13 protein-coding genes are annotated in these 16,427 nt (G+C 45.0%); 8 read left to right on the top strand and 5 right to left on the bottom strand.

The window, feature by feature from the left end; translation table 11 throughout:
- Window positions 1-150: 150 nt before the first annotated feature.
- Window positions 151-1,275, bottom strand: coding sequence for an alanine dehydrogenase (ald, locus tag ACHUFZ_RS02880; RefSeq protein WP_134833820.1), 1,125 nt, complete (start codon window positions 1,273-1,275; stop codon window positions 151-153).
- 174 nt (window positions 1,276-1,449) lie between these two features.
- Here ald and lrp point away from each other — a divergent pair, with 174 nt between their 5' ends.
- Both lrp and ACHUFZ_RS02870 read left to right on the top strand, forming a co-directional pair.
- On the top strand, window positions 1,450-1,944 hold the full coding sequence (gene lrp / locus ACHUFZ_RS02875) for a leucine-responsive transcriptional regulator Lrp (RefSeq protein WP_004414493.1): 495 nt from the start codon (window positions 1,450-1,452) through the stop codon (window positions 1,942-1,944).
- Between the two features lie 182 nt (window positions 1,945-2,126).
- Window positions 2,127-5,159 carry a DNA translocase FtsK 4TM domain-containing protein gene (locus tag ACHUFZ_RS02870; protein WP_394125787.1) on the top strand — a complete coding sequence of 1,011 codons (3,033 nt, stop codon included), beginning with the start codon at window positions 2,127-2,129 and terminating at the stop codon, window positions 5,157-5,159.
- Window positions 5,160-5,311: 152 nt separating this feature from the next.
- Here the strand turns inward: ACHUFZ_RS02870 and dsbB are convergent, their stop codons facing one another.
- Window positions 5,312-5,830: a disulfide bond formation protein DsbB gene (gene dsbB, locus ACHUFZ_RS02865; protein ID WP_134833818.1), complete on the bottom strand. Its 519-nt coding sequence runs from the start codon at window positions 5,828-5,830 to the stop codon at window positions 5,312-5,314.
- 96 nt (window positions 5,831-5,926) lie between these two features.
- Window positions 5,927-7,516, bottom strand: coding sequence for a Na(+)/H(+) antiporter NhaB (gene nhaB, locus ACHUFZ_RS02860; RefSeq protein WP_134833817.1), 1,590 nt, complete (start codon window positions 7,514-7,516; stop codon window positions 5,927-5,929).
- Between the two features lie 670 nt (window positions 7,517-8,186).
- Between nhaB and fadR the strand changes: the two genes are divergently transcribed.
- Window positions 8,187-9,026, top strand: coding sequence for a fatty acid metabolism transcriptional regulator FadR (gene fadR, locus ACHUFZ_RS02855; protein ID WP_394125786.1), 840 nt, complete (start codon window positions 8,187-8,189; stop codon window positions 9,024-9,026).
- Between the two features lie 68 nt (window positions 9,027-9,094).
- On the opposite strand, the gene ACHUFZ_RS02850 is transcribed toward fadR, so the two are convergent.
- Both ACHUFZ_RS02850 and ACHUFZ_RS02845 read right to left on the bottom strand, forming a co-directional pair.
- Entirely contained in the window at window positions 9,095-10,267 is a 1,173-nt protein-coding gene (locus ACHUFZ_RS02850; RefSeq protein WP_394125785.1) for a DUF1887 family protein, read from the bottom strand.
- A gap of 148 nt (window positions 10,268-10,415) precedes the next feature.
- Window positions 10,416-12,407, bottom strand: a complete 1,992-nt coding sequence (locus ACHUFZ_RS02845; RefSeq protein ID WP_394125784.1) for a methyl-accepting chemotaxis protein — start codon at window positions 12,405-12,407, stop codon at window positions 10,416-10,418.
- A gap of 224 nt (window positions 12,408-12,631) precedes the next feature.
- On the opposite strand from ACHUFZ_RS02845, the gene hinT reads away from it, so the two are divergent.
- The 5 genes from hinT to ACHUFZ_RS02820 all read left to right on the top strand — a co-directional run bounded on the left by hinT (window position 12,632) and on the right by ACHUFZ_RS02820 (window position 16,379).
- Complete coding sequence (gene hinT / locus ACHUFZ_RS02840; RefSeq protein WP_004414476.1) at window positions 12,632-12,982, top strand: purine nucleoside phosphoramidase; 351 nt, start codon at window positions 12,632-12,634, stop codon at window positions 12,980-12,982.
- Window positions 12,983-13,093: 111 nt separating this feature from the next.
- The gene (locus tag ACHUFZ_RS02835; protein WP_394125783.1) at window positions 13,094-14,488 is read left to right on the top strand and encodes a COG3014 family protein; all 1,395 of its coding nucleotides are present in this window, start codon (window positions 13,094-13,096) and stop codon (window positions 14,486-14,488) included.
- Entirely contained in the window at window positions 14,485-14,874 is a 390-nt protein-coding gene (locus ACHUFZ_RS02830) for a YcfL family putative periplasmic lipoprotein (RefSeq protein ID WP_134833813.1), read from the top strand. Before ACHUFZ_RS02835 ends, ACHUFZ_RS02830 begins: the two co-directional genes overlap by 4 nt.
- A 37-nt stretch (window positions 14,875-14,911) precedes the next feature.
- Window positions 14,912-15,502, top strand: a complete 591-nt coding sequence (lpoB, locus tag ACHUFZ_RS02825; protein ID WP_006878798.1) for a penicillin-binding protein activator LpoB — start codon at window positions 14,912-14,914, stop codon at window positions 15,500-15,502.
- A gap of 22 nt (window positions 15,503-15,524) precedes the next feature.
- Window positions 15,525-16,379, top strand: coding sequence for a phosphotransferase (locus ACHUFZ_RS02820; RefSeq protein WP_394125782.1), 855 nt, complete (start codon window positions 15,525-15,527; stop codon window positions 16,377-16,379).
- Window positions 16,380-16,427: the final 48 nt, after the last annotated feature.

The following is a 16,427-nucleotide window of genomic DNA, read 5'->3' as shown; positions in this document are numbered from 1 at the left end:
AATGCGCTTATTGACTCTGTCATTCCATAGAGTGACGAAGGAACGAGTAGGGAATCTCTCAAAATTCTCGATGCACTTTAAAAGATCTCCGGCCCAAACAAAAAACGCCCACCGAAGTGAGCGTTTTCTCTTATCTAAGACGATTCAACATTAATTGAACATTGCAATCGCGTCTGCTGGTGCAACGTATTCAAGATCGAAGCTTTCAGCAACTTCTTTACACGTTACTTTACCGTGGATAACGTTTAGACCTTCTAGGAAGCCGTTATCTGCTAGTAGTGCTTCACGGTAACCTTTGTTCGCTAGCTTAACAATGTAAGGAAGTGTTGCATTGTTTAGAGCGAATGTAGAAGTGCGAGCAACGGCACCTGGCATGTTTGCAACGCAGTAGTGTACTACGTCGTCAACGATGTACGTTGGGTCTGCGTGTGTTGTAGCGTGTGAAGTTTCGAAACAACCGCCTTGGTCGATTGCAACGTCAACAACTGCTGCACCTGGCTTCATCTTAGCGATGTGCTCTTTAGTTACTAGTTTAGGCGCAGCTGCACCTGGGATAAGTACCGCACCGATTACTAGGTCAGCTTCTAGAACATGCTTCTCAATAGCGTCTTCTGTAGAGTAAACCACTTTTGCACGACCTTGGAACTCTTCGTCTAGGCGACGTAGTGTATCAACATTGCGATCAAGGATAGTTACGTCTGCACGAAGGCCTACAGCCATGCGCGCTGCGTTAGCACCAACAACACCACCGCCGACAACGACGACTTTCGCTGGCTCAACGCCTGGAACACCACCAAGTAGAAGACCACGACCACCGTGAGATTTCTCTAAAGTTTGTGCACCTGCTTGAATAGACATGCGACCTGCTACCTCAGACATTGGAGCAAGTAGTGGCAAGCGACCCATATTATCTGTTACAGTCTCATATGCTATACAGACAGCTTTGCTCTTGATTAGCTCATCAGTTTGTGGAAAATCTGGTGCTAGGTGCAAATAAGTAAATAAAATTTGCCCTTCTCGTAGCATAGCGCGCTCGACAGCTTGAGGTTCTTTAACCTTTACAATCATTTCTGCTTTCGCGAAAACGTCAGCAGCGGTAGGAAGAATGGATGCGCCTACAGCGATGTAATCATCGTCTGAAAAACCGATGCCTGAGCCGGCATTAGTTTCAACAAAAACTTGGTGACCTTGAGACACTAGCTCGCGAACGCTCGCTGGGATCATGCCAACACGGTATTCGTGGTTTTTGATTTCCTTAGGTACGCCAATGATCATCCTGACTCCTCATTTTATTTTGGTTGTATAAACTATAGTAGTTGTATTAACTGTGTGTAGGGTAATTCTGTCGAATTAATATCTAGTATAGATATGATTGGATAAAATTTGATACTGAATATTAAAAAGTTGTAGTATATTTTTTTGCAAGGAAGTAATAAGGTGGAATAAAAAATGGCAGACAACAATAAAAAGCCGTCCAAGGATCTTGACCGTATCGATCGCAACATTCTAAATGAGTTGCAGAAAGATGGTCGTATTTCGAATGTAGAGTTGTCTAAACGTGTGGGGCTTTCGCCTACACCATGTTTGGAACGTGTGCGCCGCTTAGAGCGCCAAGGGTACATTACAGGTTATACAGCGTTGCTGAACCCGCAGTACCTTGATGCTTCACTACTAGTATTTGTTGAAATTACGTTAAATCGTGGTGCTCCTGATGTATTCGAGCAATTTAACACGGCAGTGCAAAAGTTAGACGACATCCAAGAGTGTCATCTAGTTTCTGGTGATTTCGACTACCTACTAAAAACTCGTGTATCTGACATGAGTGCTTACCGTAAGCTACTGGGTGACACGCTATTGCGTCTACCTGGTGTAAATGACACACGTACTTACGTAGTAATGGAAGAAGTGAAGCAAACTAACCAACTGGTTATCAAAACTCGATAACTTCGAGTAGGCATAGCGTTAAACTCTTAATTGCTTTCTATATTCTGACTTTAAGCAATTGGGTTTTTGCCCTTGATATGGTTAAATCGATAGTCCGAGTAGCAGTGCTGCTCGGACTATTTTATTTTCTGCCGAAGCGAATCTTTCGAACTCGGTTTTATGCTACGTAGATAAAGTTGGTTATGTTTAAAGAGACCAAAAATAAAGTCCAAACAATTATTAAAACGGGTGATGACTCCTCGCTTTCTCGTCTGAGTGGACCTCAGCGCCTTCAAGAGTGCAGTCTGATTGTTGTAGTTTTAGCGTCGATATTGCTTTCAGTAGCGCTTATCACTTTTAATGCCGCTGATCCGTCGTGGTCTCAAACTGCGTGGGGTGGGGAGATCAACAACGCTGGTGGCTTAGCAGGCGCTTGGCTAGCAGACACTCTATTTTTTACCTTTGGCTCTCTTGCTTATGTTTTGCCTATTGTTATTACTGGCACCGCTTGGGTTGTGTTACGTAAACGCGGTGAAGACGAACCTGTTGATTTAATGCTGTGGGGTACGCGACTGCTGGGTCTGACTATCGTGATTTTGACCAGCTGCGGACTTGCTGACATCAACTTTGATGATATTTGGTATTTTTCATCGGGTGGTGTGATTGGTGACGTATTAACAAGTCTAGCCATGCCAACTTTAAACATTCTCGGCACTACATTGGTTTTCCTATTCTTGTGGGGAGCAGGTTTTACCTTACTGACGGGTATTTCTTGGTTATCGATTGTCGATTGGTTAGGTGAGAAGACCATTAGTCTGTGTACTGGGCTTGTTAACCGTATCCGTGGCAGAGAAGATGAAACTTTAGAAGCAGAGTTAAACGATTATGAGCAAGAGATTACGCCTGCTCGCTCAGAATCAGTACGTGAAGAGCCAACGGTATCATTGACTCAAGATATAGAAGAGCCAATGTCTGAACCGCGTCGCTTCAATATTCATATACCTGAATCTCATGAAGCTGAGCCTAAACCAGTTCAGCCTGAGCCTGTGTATGAAGTGCAGCAACCTGTCCCTGAATACAGTGAGCCGGTAATACCGCAGGCCACGTATACTGAGGTAGAGCCAGAGCAGCCAATGGTCTCAGTTCAGCCAGTTGTAAGCGATGAGCCCCAAGTGGAGCGTTCTAGGCAACTGGGCGCCACCATTGAAGAACTAGAGCAAGCAGCACAGTACGCCGACGACTTTGTTGAACCTGCGCAAGCCGCGAGTGTCGCAACTGCAACGATGGCTGCGGTGGCAACGGCTGACGTTCATACGCCGGAAGTGGCGATGCCGTATGAGCAAGAAATCCCAGCGACGGCTGTTGATGTGGAGCCAGTAGTAGAGACGGCACCTGCATATGAAGCGGTAGAAGAAGTCCCTAGCTCAGAGTTACCTTGGAATGAGAGCGTAGTTGATGAAGACATTGCGCAACCAAGCATTACAACGTCTGAACTTGATCAGATCTCTACTGAAATTGAGCCGTTAGAGCATCATCAAGAACCGATGATTTCATCGTTTGATGTTGCAGAAGAAGCACATGTTGAACCTGTAGCAGAATATCAATCTCAACAGGAAGAACTTGCACAAGATGAAGATGCTGCCGCGCTCAACAACATGGTTGCCGAAGCTCAGGCTAAAGTCGCTGCGCAGCAGAATCCATTCCTTGTTCAACATGAACCGAACCTACCTAAGCCGGTAGAGCCGATGCCGACGCTAGAGCTCCTTTATCATCCAGAAAAACGCGACAACTTTATCGATCGTGATGCATTAGAAAATATTGCGCGACTAGTTGAAGCCAAATTAGCGGACTACAAGATTAAAGCTGAAGTGGTCGATATCTTCCCAGGGCCTGTTATTACTCGCTTCGAGCTAGACCTTGCTCCAGGGGTTAAAGTGAGTCGCATCTCTAGCCTTTCTATGGACTTAGCTCGCTCGCTATCAGCAATGGCTGTGCGTGTTGTTGAAGTGATTCCGGGTAAACCATATGTGGGCTTAGAGTTGCCAAACATGAGCCGTCAGACGGTATTCTTCTCTGATGTTGTTGGCAGCCAGCAGTTTATTGAAGCGAAATCGCCAACGACGGTAGTACTTGGTCAAGATATCGCTGGTGATGCGGTTATTGCTGACCTATCTAAGATGCCGCACGTGTTAGTGGCGGGTACTACAGGCTCAGGTAAGTCTGTGGGTGTGAACGTAATGATCCTAAGTATGCTCTACAAAGCGACACCGGAAGATGTACGTTTCATCATGATTGACCCGAAAATGCTTGAGCTTTCTATCTATGAGGGGATACCTCACCTTCTTTCTGAAGTCGTAACGGATATGAAAGACGCGTCAAACGCTCTACGTTGGTGTGTCGGTGAAATGGAACGCCGCTACAAGCTTATGTCTGCATTAGGTGTACGTAACATCAAAGGCTTTAATGACAAGCTTAAAATGGCGGCAGAAGCGGGGCATCCTATTCATGACCCATTATGGCAGCCGGGTGACAGTATGGATGAGCATCCACCACTGCTGGAGAAACTGCCATACATTGTTGTTATCGTTGATGAGTTTGCCGACTTGATGATGGTTGTTGGTAAGAAGGTCGAAGAGTTGATTGCACGCTTAGCGCAAAAAGCCCGTGCTGCTGGTGTTCACTTAATTCTTGCGACTCAGAGACCTTCGGTAGACGTTATCACCGGTCTGATTAAGGCAAACATCCCAACACGTGTTGCGTTTACGGTTTCGACTAAGACAGACTCTCGTACCATTCTTGACCAAGGCGGTGCTGAATCGCTGCTGGGTATGGGTGATATGCTTTACTTGCCGCCGGGCTCAAGTCATACCACTCGCGTTCATGGCGCGTTTGCTTCTGATGACGATGTTCACGCGGTGGTTAACAACTGGAAAGCGCGCGGCAAACCGAATTACATAGATGAAATCACCAATGGTGATCAAGGCCCAGAAGCGTTACTCCCAGGTGAGAAGCCAGAAGGCGAAGAGGAAATGGATCCACTGTTTGACCAAGTGGTTGAGCATGTTGTTCAGTCTCGCCGAGGTTCGGTTTCTGGTGTTCAGCGCCGCTTTAAGATTGGTTACAACCGTGCGGCGCGTATTGTCGAGCAACTAGAAGCGCAAGGCATTGTTAGTGCACCGGGCCATAACGGTAACCGTGAGGTATTGGCCCCGACACCGAGCCGTGATATGAACTAAGGGCCTTCACTTAGAAGCGTCAAAAAAGGGTTAGCGACTGAGCTAACCCTTTTTATTTGTAGCTGAGTAGGGTGTCTTACGGACGACCGAGCGTTTAATAAAAAAGGGCTGATGTATTCACATCAGCCCTTTGTTGTTCTCTAATCTCGTGCTTATTTGTTCTTAGCAAATTGCGCAATCACAATTACACCCAGCGCAATCAGGTTACCTGCAAAAATAACCACGAGCCATTGAGGCATAGATAGTGTCAGGAACTGCCAAACAACTTTGCTGCAATCACCGTACGCTTCAAACATCCAAGGAACCCATTGGTTTAATGGTGCCCAGTCTGGGAAAGTGACAAATAGATCACAGGTCGCGAATGGTGATGGGTTGAACTGGTAATCGACGTGCTGCATTGAAAGAGCCAGACCTTTGTAAGCACTCGCGCCCCAAGCCGCTAAACCTAACCAACGGATGATTGGGTTGTTCGGTGCGATTACGCCAAGCAGTGCAGCACCACCGATGCCAAGCATTGCGACGCGTTCATAAATACACATCACACAAGGCGATAGCATCATAACGTGTTGAAAGAACAGTGCGCAGGCTTCAAAGAATACGACAAATAGCAGTAGCAACAACCATGAGAGTCGTCCTTGAGAGAAAGTTTTGATTGCAGAAAGTATATTCACACAGATGTCCTGAAGTAATAAAAAAGCCCTGAGTTATCAGAGCTTTTTATCGTGGAAAAGTTTCAGTATCAACTAAAAAATTTGAATCTTATCCAATTAATGTCCGTTAGATACAGCGTGTACAGCTTCACCAACTTGTGCAGTAATCCAACCTGCGTCGTAGAACCATGCTGTCATAGGCTCAACGAAGAAGACGATACCAGCCAGACCTACAGTAGCCAAAACAACGGTGTAAGGCAGTGCCATCACAACCATGCGACCGTAAGATAGTCTGATCAGTGGTGCTAGTGCCGAAGTCAGTAGGAATAGGAATGCTGCTTGACCGTTTGGCGTTGCAACTGACGGTAGGTTAGTACCTGTGTTGATCGCTACGGCAAGAAGGTCAAACTGATCACGAGTAATCACTCCTTCAACCAGTGCTGACTTAACTTCGTTAATGTATACGGTACCAACAAACACGTTATCCGATACCATTGAAAGAACACCATTCGCGACATAGAACAGAGCAAGTTGGGTACTTTTATCTTCAACGGCCAGTACTGCGTCGATAACTGGTTTAAATAGCTCTTGGTCGATGATTACCGCAACAACAGCGAAAAATACGGCGAGTAGTGCGGTAAATGGTAGTGCTTCTTCGAAGGCTTTACCCATCGAGTGTTCTTCTATTACACCAGTGAACGCTGTCGCTAGGATGATAACAGATAGGCCAATAAGACCAACTGCCGCTAGGTGAAGCGCTAGACCAACGATTAGCCAAACCGCGATGATACCTTGTACCCACAGTTTTGCTACGTCTTGCTTAGTACGTGTCTTACGTTCTTCACGGTCAAAATCAACAAGAATCTGACGCACGTTTTCAGGTAGTCGAGCGCCGTAACCGAAGACTTTCAGTTTTTCGACAATCACACAGGTAATCAGGCCACAAACAAATACCGGCGCTGTAACTGGAAGCATGCGGATGATGAACTCGCCAAATTGCCAGCCAGCTTGGTCAGCAATGATAAGGTTTTGCGGTTCGCCTACCATAGTCATTACACCACCCAGTGCAGTACCGACACCGGCGTGCATTAGCAGCGAGCGTAGAAATGCGCGGTAGTTTTCAAGGTCGTCACGAGTTAATTCTGAAAGATGATCATCTTGCGTGTGGTCGTGCGATGCATGTGGGCCTTGGCCTGATGCAACCTTGTGGTAAATAGCGTAGAAGCCAACAGCAACACTGATAACAACAGCGATAACGGTTAGGGCATCAAGGAATGCAGAAAGGAATGCGGCCGCAAAACAGAAGGCTAACGAGAGCATGCTCTTAGAGCGAATGCCGAGTAATATCTTAGTAAAGATAAACAGCAGCAGTTGCTTCATAAAGTAGATGCCGGCAACCATGAAGACTAGCAATAGCAGCACTTCGATGTTGGCAACAAGTTCATGTTTAACTTGATCAGCACTGGTCATGCCGATTGCAATCGCTTCGATGGCGAGTAAGCCACCAGGCTGAAGAGGGTAACATTTTAGCGCCATTGCTAGAGTAAAGATAAACTCAGCAACGAGTAGCCAACCTGCTACAAAAGGGTCAACCAAGAAGAACACAATTGGGTTGATAATTAGAAAAGAAATGATGGCAACTTTATACCAATCTGGAGCTTTACCAAGAAAGTTCTTAATAAATGCATTTCCGAGTGACATCGGCATGATCTAGATACTCTTAATGTTGTTATGAATAGACACTGCGCGTGCTTGAATCCATTAACCGGAAATTTTGTAATTTCCAACGTCTGGCTATCGTCTAGCCAGCAGGAAATGAACCCGATTCAACAGTGACTTAGAAAAACAACATTGCTTCTACGATCATGTGGCCTTGCCAAGTCACTCCCTGAGAAAGACAAGCACTCCTTACTTTGGCCGCCACTCTACTCTTCAACAGAATTTAGTCAACGATAAACTGGATGTTGTGATTTTATTAAGCGACTTTTGTTGAAAAACGCGATCAAAGTGGCGTAAACATATCATAAGAGTTGTGAAAAACAATGGTTAATGTTGGCTAGGCATTGAAAGCTTAGAATAAGAAAGAATATGTAATTATATTGCATGAAAATGGCAGTTTATTTTTGCAATTTTACAAACTTAACTTTTGCGTATAACCCTAAAGGGGGTGGGGTGTGTCGCGTGTTTACAATTTGTTAAACTTTATAATGGGAGTGTTTCATCATGCATTATCGGCCAGTAAATGTGATGGTAATTTAGAGTGTTAGCTCTAACGGTGCTTTGTGCCATGTTTCCTGTGTGGCGGTTTCCGATATAGCATAACTAGTGGTATGATGAGTTAATTAGACCCAAATAATAAAGACTGGATAATATATAAATGGTCATTAAGGCAAAGAGCCCAGCAGGATTCGCAGAAAAATACATTATTGAAAGTATTTGGAAAGGCAGATTTCCACCTGGTTCAATTTTACCAGCAGAACGCGAGCTCTCTGAACTAATTGGCGTTACTCGCACAACATTACGAGAAGTCTTACAGCGTTTAGCCCGTGATGGTTGGCTGACAATCCAACATGGTAAACCAACGCGCGTAAACCAGTTTATGGAGACGTCGGGCCTGCATATCCTTGATACGTTGATGACACTCGATGCAGACAATGCGACATCTATTGTTGAAGATTTACTTGCAGCACGCACTAACATCAGCCCGATTTTTATGCGCTATGCATTCAAAGCGAATAAAGAAAACTCTGAGAAAACCATTACTAATGTGATTAGTTCATGTGAATCCTTGATTACAGCAGATTCATGGGATGTGTTTATGGAGTCTTCTCCTTATGCAGAGAAGATTCGTCAACATATTAAAGATGACGGTGAGAAAGACGAGATCAAACGTCAATCGATCTTGATCGCAAAAACGTTCAACTTCTATGACTACATGTTGTTCCAACGTCTTGCATTCCACTCAGGCAACCAAATCTACGGTTTGATCTTTAATGGTCTGAAGAAACTTTATGATCGCGTAGGTAGTTACTACTTCTCTAACCCAGAAGCTCGTGAGTTAGCGCTGCAGTTTTACCGTGACTTACTTGAAGTGTGCGAGACTGGAAATCGCGAACAGATCCTGATTGTTGTTCGTCATTACGGTCTGCAGAGTGCGCAAATCTGGAACCAGATGAAAACCACGCTGCCAACCAACTTTACTGAAGACGACAGCTAATAAGCAGACATCTTTAATAAAAAAACCGCCATTTGGCGGTTTTTTTAGGTTTGCTGATCACGTTTAGTTTAGCAATCGGCAATTTCTTCTTCGCGACCACCGGCTTCTGCAAACCACTCGGCTAAGTGAGATTTGAGGTCTTTCAGCTCGTCAGGGCCAATCAGAGCGAGGCCAAGGTCTTCTGCGCGGGTAATATCATTGTGACGCAATGGGCGGAAGCTAACCAGCATAGCGCGCGCTTGTAGGCCACCTAGAAGGTCGCGTAGAGATTCCAGCTTGTAAAGCGTATCATCTCCGTCGTCACGCATCCCTTTCGTCTTACATTCGATGATATGCAGCTTATTGTTTACCACTGAAGCGACGTCTAGTTCATTACGCACTTCTCTATCACCCAGTTGACGGTAGACTTGAACGTTGAGCGAACGGTCTTGAATGGTTGGCATATCTTGTTGGATCTGCCTTACTGTGCTGTGCACTAGAGTCTCTAGCCACTCACCATTAGAAAAACGGCGCGCGTCTTCGTTGGCAAAGGTCAGTACTCCATTCTCGTAGGTTGCGATGTCCGCTTCGACTAAGTCGGTCAGCAGCATATTCAACTCACGATAGCCTTGCTGTTTCTCAGAAAGCTCCACATCGAGTCTTTGCTCTTTACGGCAAGTGGTCGCAAGATAGTTTAGCGTTGCCAGACCAGGGCCAAGTTCCAATGCATTACTTGCCCAGCGTTCCCCAAGCTCATATAGTTTTTGGTCAAGTTGCGGTGGTAATTCGTGTTCGTTAAATTCACCACGAGCCCCAAACACAGTGAGATAATCATCGATAGTGATACGGTCTTCGACTTGAGTATCTTCTTTGCCATCTGGGTAGAGCCAGCACAAACGGTCACTATTGGGCTCGACAACGAAAATCGGCCAGTGATAAGTACGAAATACTTCGTAAACGGACAGCAGTCGATGACGCAGACCACAACTGGCGTTGAGTTTTACCTCTTCACCTCTAGCGGTGAGGTCTTCAGCCAATGTGATAATTGCTTGTTTAATTTTTGAAGTATTCGCGACATTCGGGATTTGAAAAAATTCTGAAGTGATGTTTCTTTTGCTCAATACACTATGAAGGCGAAGGTACATACCTTCTTGGGATTCCACCCCGATGAAAACGATATGATCGCTAATCGTGCGATTATCTAATAATGGGGTAACTAGGCGTATTGGGTCTTGATCAATAATGCCAACATGAACGGCCATAACAATTCCTCATGTTCGGCTTGCAAAAAAAGAGTAAGAAAAGTGGGGGCAAGCCTATTAAATCATATAATGACACGGACCTTAAAAAACAAGGGCGACTATAGAAAATAGTCGCCCAAACTCAATTAATTACCGTTTTCTGACTTAACTACAACTTAAAGCGATGCACTAAATCACCTTGTTGATTAGCAAGAGAAGAGAGGTTAGAGCTGGTTTGAGCTATCTGTGCCATCGCTTGATAACTGGCATCGGCAATCAGGTTAATTTCTTCAATATTTCGTGCAATCTCACTGGTTGTTTCGCTTTGTTCAGCAGCGGCTTGAGAAATGTAACCACTCATTTGGCTGATTTCCATGATTAGCCCCTGAATCTCTTCCATAGCGCTGTTGGCACTTGACGCTTGCGAAACTGACAGCTCCATATCGTCCTTACAGCTTTGGATGACCTTGTTGGCCGAGCTCGAACTGCTCTGAAGATTACTGATCATATTTTCAATTTCTGACGTTGACTCAGTAGTGCGTTGTGCAAGTACGCGGACTTCATCAGCAACGACCGCGAATCCTCGACCTTGTTCACCAGCGCGCGCTGCCTCAATTGCGGCGTTAAGTGCTAGAAGGTTGGTCTGTTCAGCAATATTACGGATAACGTCTAAGATACTGCCGATTTGACTGCTCATCGCTTGGAGGTCTTTTACTGCATCTACCGATTGATTTAGTCGCGTTTCGAGCTGATTGATGGTCGAAATGTTGGTGCCCATGATCTGTCGACCCGACTCCGATGCAATTTCGACTTTCTCTACCATAGTCTGAGAATTCTGCGCACTTTGCGCGACTTCTTGTACTGAGTGAGCCATTTCGGTCATCGCCGTCGCTACGTTAGCGGTCTGCTCACGTTGTTGGCTTAATTGCGATTGAGCCTGCGATGAGGTGGACTGGTTGGTTGTCGCAGTATTGGTCAGATTGTCTGAGGCATCGTTGAGCTCAACCAAAATTCCGTGCAAGTTGTCGGCCAGTGAGTTGATATGATGACTCACACGGCTGAATTCGTTGTTGTAACGAATGTCGATACGCTGCGTCATATCCCCTTCAGTGAGCGATTCAAGAGTACGAAGAATACGAGTTAAAGGTTCACGTACACTTTGAGCAATATGGTAACCGATCGCGAGCGCCATAAAGATCACAATCGCACCAATAGAAACAGAGCGAATGACACCTTGCTCGTACACTTCGCCGGCTTCGCTTAGCGAGGCGTTGAGACCTTGCTGAGCAAAAGCACTGAATGACGCGAGCAGTTCGCTGGTCGCGTCAACTTGCTGGGTTAGGTTCGCGATATTGGCATAGAGTGCGTCTTTTGCTTGTAGGTAGGCGCTATGTTGGTCTAGCACGCCGCCTTTTTTACCAACGTCTATCGTAAACTGTTGAACTGATTCATCGAACGCCTTTTTGATCTCAGGCATCTGGCTGGTTAAGCCGCGGTAAGCATAGTTGAGGTGAGTCACCGCTTTCTTGTTTTTGGCCACAGCTTTAGCGACGAACTCAGTGTCACTGCTTGCTAGTGCATCAGAGGTGATCATTTCAGCATCTTTTAGCTTAATGAAATAGCTTTTTGCCATTACTTTCACAGAAATGCTGCTTTGATCATCGACATACTCTTTCATGCCTAAGCTCAATTCAGAGTGCAGTCGCTGGAATTGACGAGTGGATTTTTGCACTTGAGCCTGTGCGACAAACATCGCGCGGTAGTTGTCCATCGCTTGCGTTGCTTCAGTGAAGTAATTTACTTCCATCTCTTTAAGCTGAACAATCGACTCGGCTAGCTCAGGTTGACTTGTACTGACTTGCTCTAACTTTAATAGCTGTTGATTATAGGCTTGTTTAACTTCTTCAAATTGGCCAGACAGTTGGTCCATGCGTTCGAAGCTTTGTGTAGTCAAAAAGTCTTTAAATAGTTTATCGGCAGAAAGTAGCGCTACACTCGTTTGGTTAGATTGTGAAACCAGTGGTAGTGAAGTGTTAGATACACCTTCGAAGTTTTGGTGTATCTGCTGCATTCCTCGCATCATCATCAACGTAGTGATGACGAACATTATTATGATCAATGCAAAGCCAGCGTACATACGCTTAATCACTGAGCCCTTCATGGATCTCTCCCTTATATTTATCATTTCTTAGAAAATTAACAAAAAGATGCCCATTGTATTGACAACGAGACACGCATTTTATGACGCACAATACATATTTAGCTAACCGCCTATGACCGTATGCTGTTTAAATTAAACGAACACTGTTTTTTATTGTGATTTTGCGAAGCTTGGCGCATACTCGAATCAATTCAACTAATAAAACCGTATCGATGGAGCGCTTCATGGCTGAAGAAACCATTTTCAGTAAAATCATTCGTAAAGAAATTCCGGCAGATGTTGTTTATCAAGATGACCTAGTTACTGCATTTCGAGATATCAACCCACGCGCGCCAAGTCACATTTTGATCATCCCAAATAAGCTTATCCCGACGGTTAATGAGATCGAAGAAGAAGACGAGCTAGTTATGGGACGCATGTTTACGGTCGCACGAAAGCTAGCGAAAGAAGAGGGTATCGACGAAGATGGCTACCGTCTGATCGTGAACTGTAACTCTCACGGTGGCCAAGAGGTTTACCATATTCATATGCACCTTGTTGGCGGCCGTCCATTAGGTCCAATGTTAATGAGCTAGCTCTTAGCTAAGACATATCGAACAAATTCGCTCTCGTGTTGTCTTAAGCAAGGATAAATTTAGAGCGTAGCGAGTCTAACTGCGCTCTTACTGACAACTATGGAATACCAAGTGCATAAACACATTCGACTGGCATTCGTCATCGGCAGTTCATTCGTGCTTTCTGCATGCGCCAACTTATCTGCAGGCAATCTGTTTAGCCACTACAGCGCACAAAATAACGAGCTGCATCAAAAGGTGAGAAGCGGAGATTATCAACAAGCAGAGACATTACTACCTGAACAAGTTGCGGGAGATATTCTAGATAACTTTGAAAAAGGTCGAGTCTATTTACTCAATCAGCAATACGCTGAGAGTAAATCTGCGTTTGACGATAGTGACCGAGCTGTGCGAATTCAGCAAGACCAAGCAACGGTCTCGCTTTCTGAAAGTGCGATGAGCGTGGGTGCTTTAGCCGTTAATGACAATTTAAAAAACTATCACCCTGCTGATTATGAACTGGGCTTCTTGCATCTTTACCTAGGGCTTAATTACCTTAAAGACAACGATCTTGAAGGCGCGTTAATTGAGATGCGTAGAGCAAACCAAGTTCAAGAACAAGCACGTAAAGATAGAGAGAAAGAGCTAGAGTCCGCTCAAAACCAAATGGAGCAGCAGGGTCTGACGCCAAATTTAGGTAGCATCTTGTCGAACTATCCAGATGCGGGTCAAAAATTGCAGGCCGTTCAAAATGGTTACTTACTCTATTTGTCGGCGTTGCTATATGAAGCGGATAGGGATTTAAACAGTGCTTATGTGGATTATCGACGCGCGTTAGCGGTCATGCCTGATAACCAACAAGTTATCGAAGGCACTAAGCGTGTTGCTAAGCGTTTAGGTATGCGAGAAGACCTAGCAAAACTGGAAAAACGTTACGGCAAAGCCAGCTATCTTACGCAAGGCAAAAGCCGCGTTATTGTGATCGATGAGCGTGGTGTTGTTGAAGCGATGCAAGGGTGGAAACAAGCTTTACCTCTATATGACAGTAGAGGAAATGGGGCTTGGTACAGTATTTCGTTACCCTACTATCCAGAAAAGCGTGAGCAGAGTTTTGGCGCATTGTCTCTTAATAGCCAATCGCTTTCTGCGGATATGTTGAGTGATGTGAATTTAATGGCGAAACAAGATCTCTCTGAGCGAATGCCTAACATCATCATTAGACAAGGCTTAAGAGTCTGGGCTAAAGACCGATTGAGAAAAGAAGCTGCGCAGGGCGATGATGTCGGCAATTTGCTTTTCAACGTTTGGAATACATTGACCGAACAACCGGATACACGCAGTTGGCTGACGCTCCCAAGCGAGATTTACAGTTCGAGCGAGGTTGTTAAACCGGGTGAGCAGAGCATATTGCTCAACGGACAACCATATACATTTAACGTGGAGGCCGGGCGAACAGTGTTAGTTTGGCTCTCACGGCAAGGAAACAATGCCACGATTTGGCATAAACAGTTAGGAAACATACGATGAAAAAATGGCTTATTTCATTAGTGACAGTATTGGCCATCGTTGGCTGTGCAGACAATACCGCAGGGCTACGTATTGATGGCGCATCTCAAACGGTCATTTTTGGTGACAACGTATTAGCCGGGCGTTTGAAGATCGACGACATTTCTACGACTGAAGTTGATGGCAGAGCGCGTGGTGTAGTAAGACTTGTGAGCCAATATACGGGTGATCAGCACGTACAATATCGTTTCTATTGGTATGACGACCAAGGCTTAGAAGTGAACAACAAGCTAAGTCCATGGAGACAAGCGATTGTTCGAGGTACCGAAGAAATCTCAATTTCAGAAGTGTCGATCAATCCAAATGGAACTCAGTTCCGTGTTCAGATTCGTCAGCTAGATAACTAATTAAGTAGTAACAAAGGATAATTTTAAGGAACCGACAATGAAAAAAAGTGTAATTGCATTACTTGGTTTAGCGGTTGTATTGGGTGGTTGTTCAAACCAAGTGAGCTACGGGGACGCTCAAGCCGTTGAAACAACGACAATCGACTTTGGTTCAACAGACTTGCAAAAAATTGCCGGTGAAATGGTTGATAGCATGATGATGTCTGGCTCTGTAGCGGCCATCACGCGCGATTCTCGTCCAATTGTGTTTGTAGAACGAATCAAGAACAAGACCAGTGAGCACATTGATACTGAATCTATTACCGACAGTATCAGCACTAAAATGCTGAACTCTGGTAAGTTCCGTTTTGTAGATATGGACCGTGTCGAGTCTGTTCGTGAACAACTGAACTTCCAAAACAATGACGAGCTTGTAAATCAGAGCACAGCAATTCAGTTTGGTAAGATGGTTGGTGCGCAGTACATGCTTTACGGCAACCTATCAAGCATTGCCAAGAACGCAGGTAGTGACAAAGACGTTTACTACAAGATGACAATGCGCTTAATGGATCTAGAAACAGGTCTTATTGAGTGGGCGGACGAGACTGAAATTCGCAAGCAAGAGTCTAAGAGCTTCTTAGGCCTATAATGAGTTAGAGAAGGAGTGAGTTATGGCGAGGATGTCTTGGAACGAAGCTTGTCATCTTGATCGTTCGTTATTGTCGTTAGACCACTTTTTCTCTATTCCTCCGGATTATGCACAGACGCTGACCGGAGGGCTCACAAATCGTTGCTGGAAAATCGTCACGACAGACAATAAGTCTTATGTGTGGCGCCCAGCAACGCACATCACCAAAGCGTTTTCCATTTCACGCTTTCAAGAATATCAAATCCTTTCGGCTATTGAGCCAAGTCATCTCGCTCCCACAGCTATTCATATTAATGACCAAGGTCTACTTGTCGACTGGATAGAAGGAACACCCCTGACGGATAGTTTGAGTTTTGATTCGTTACTTAACACCATGATTAGAATTCATGATTTAGATACTCAGCGTCTTCCTCTTGCGCCATTTAACTATACGGCCCGAGTGGATCATTATTGGATGTTATTATCTGATGAACTCAAAGTGGCTGAATACGCAGAAATCTATAATCGTTGGCGTACCGCTCCTAATTTGGCCGACGTGGGTTTATCTCTATGCCACTTTGACTTAGCAGGCTATAACATGGTGAAGACTGAGCAGGGCAACAAAGTCATCGATTGGGAATACGCTGCATTGGCTGACCCACGCCTAGATCTCACTCTTAGCATCGATGTGATGGATGAGAAACCTTTGGAATCCGTATATCGATACTGTCAATTACGTGGTATTGAAGGCGTTGATGATTGGGTCGAGGGTGTGCTGGCTTGGAAACCAAGAGCGACCATGATGGCGATGTTATGGTACTTACTGGCCTATCAGCTATGGGGAGATGAACAATATTTAACCCAAGCCGAAAAGCTTCAACAAGCATTTTGTAGCTAAGATCACTGTTTGATGCATCGGTAGAGGTTATCTCTAGTCCGTTGCTTT

The sequence above is a fragment of the Vibrio hepatarius genome (assembly GCF_043642085.1).
GTDB classification, from domain to species: Bacteria; Pseudomonadota; Gammaproteobacteria; order Enterobacterales; family Vibrionaceae; genus Vibrio; species Vibrio hepatarius_C.
This window is presented reverse-complemented; position numbering and strand designations above follow the sequence as displayed.

Coding starts and splice junctions, on each gene's coding strand:
- ald (WP_134833820.1), bottom strand. CDS start 1,275: ATGATCATTGGCGTACCTAAGGAAATCAAAAACCACGAATACCGTGTT.
- ACHUFZ_RS02850 (WP_394125785.1), bottom strand. CDS start 10,267: ATGGCCGTTCATGTTGGCATTATTGATCAAGACCCAATACGCCTAGTT.
- ACHUFZ_RS02830 (WP_134833813.1), top strand. CDS start 14,485: ATGAAAAAATGGCTTATTTCATTAGTGACAGTATTGGCCATCGTTGGC.
- lpoB (WP_006878798.1), top strand. CDS start 14,912: ATGAAAAAAAGTGTAATTGCATTACTTGGTTTAGCGGTTGTATTGGGT.
- ACHUFZ_RS02845 (WP_394125784.1), bottom strand. CDS start 12,407: ATGAAGGGCTCAGTGATTAAGCGTATGTACGCTGGCTTTGCATTGATC.
- ACHUFZ_RS02870 (WP_394125787.1), top strand. CDS start 2,127: ATGTTTAAAGAGACCAAAAATAAAGTCCAAACAATTATTAAAACGGGT.
- ACHUFZ_RS02820 (WP_394125782.1), top strand. CDS start 15,525: ATGGCGAGGATGTCTTGGAACGAAGCTTGTCATCTTGATCGTTCGTTA.
- fadR (WP_394125786.1), top strand. CDS start 8,187: ATGGTCATTAAGGCAAAGAGCCCAGCAGGATTCGCAGAAAAATACATT.
- lrp (WP_004414493.1), top strand. CDS start 1,450: ATGGCAGACAACAATAAAAAGCCGTCCAAGGATCTTGACCGTATCGAT.
- hinT (WP_004414476.1), top strand. CDS start 12,632: ATGGCTGAAGAAACCATTTTCAGTAAAATCATTCGTAAAGAAATTCCG.
- nhaB (WP_134833817.1), bottom strand. CDS start 7,516: ATGCCGATGTCACTCGGAAATGCATTTATTAAGAACTTTCTTGGTAAA.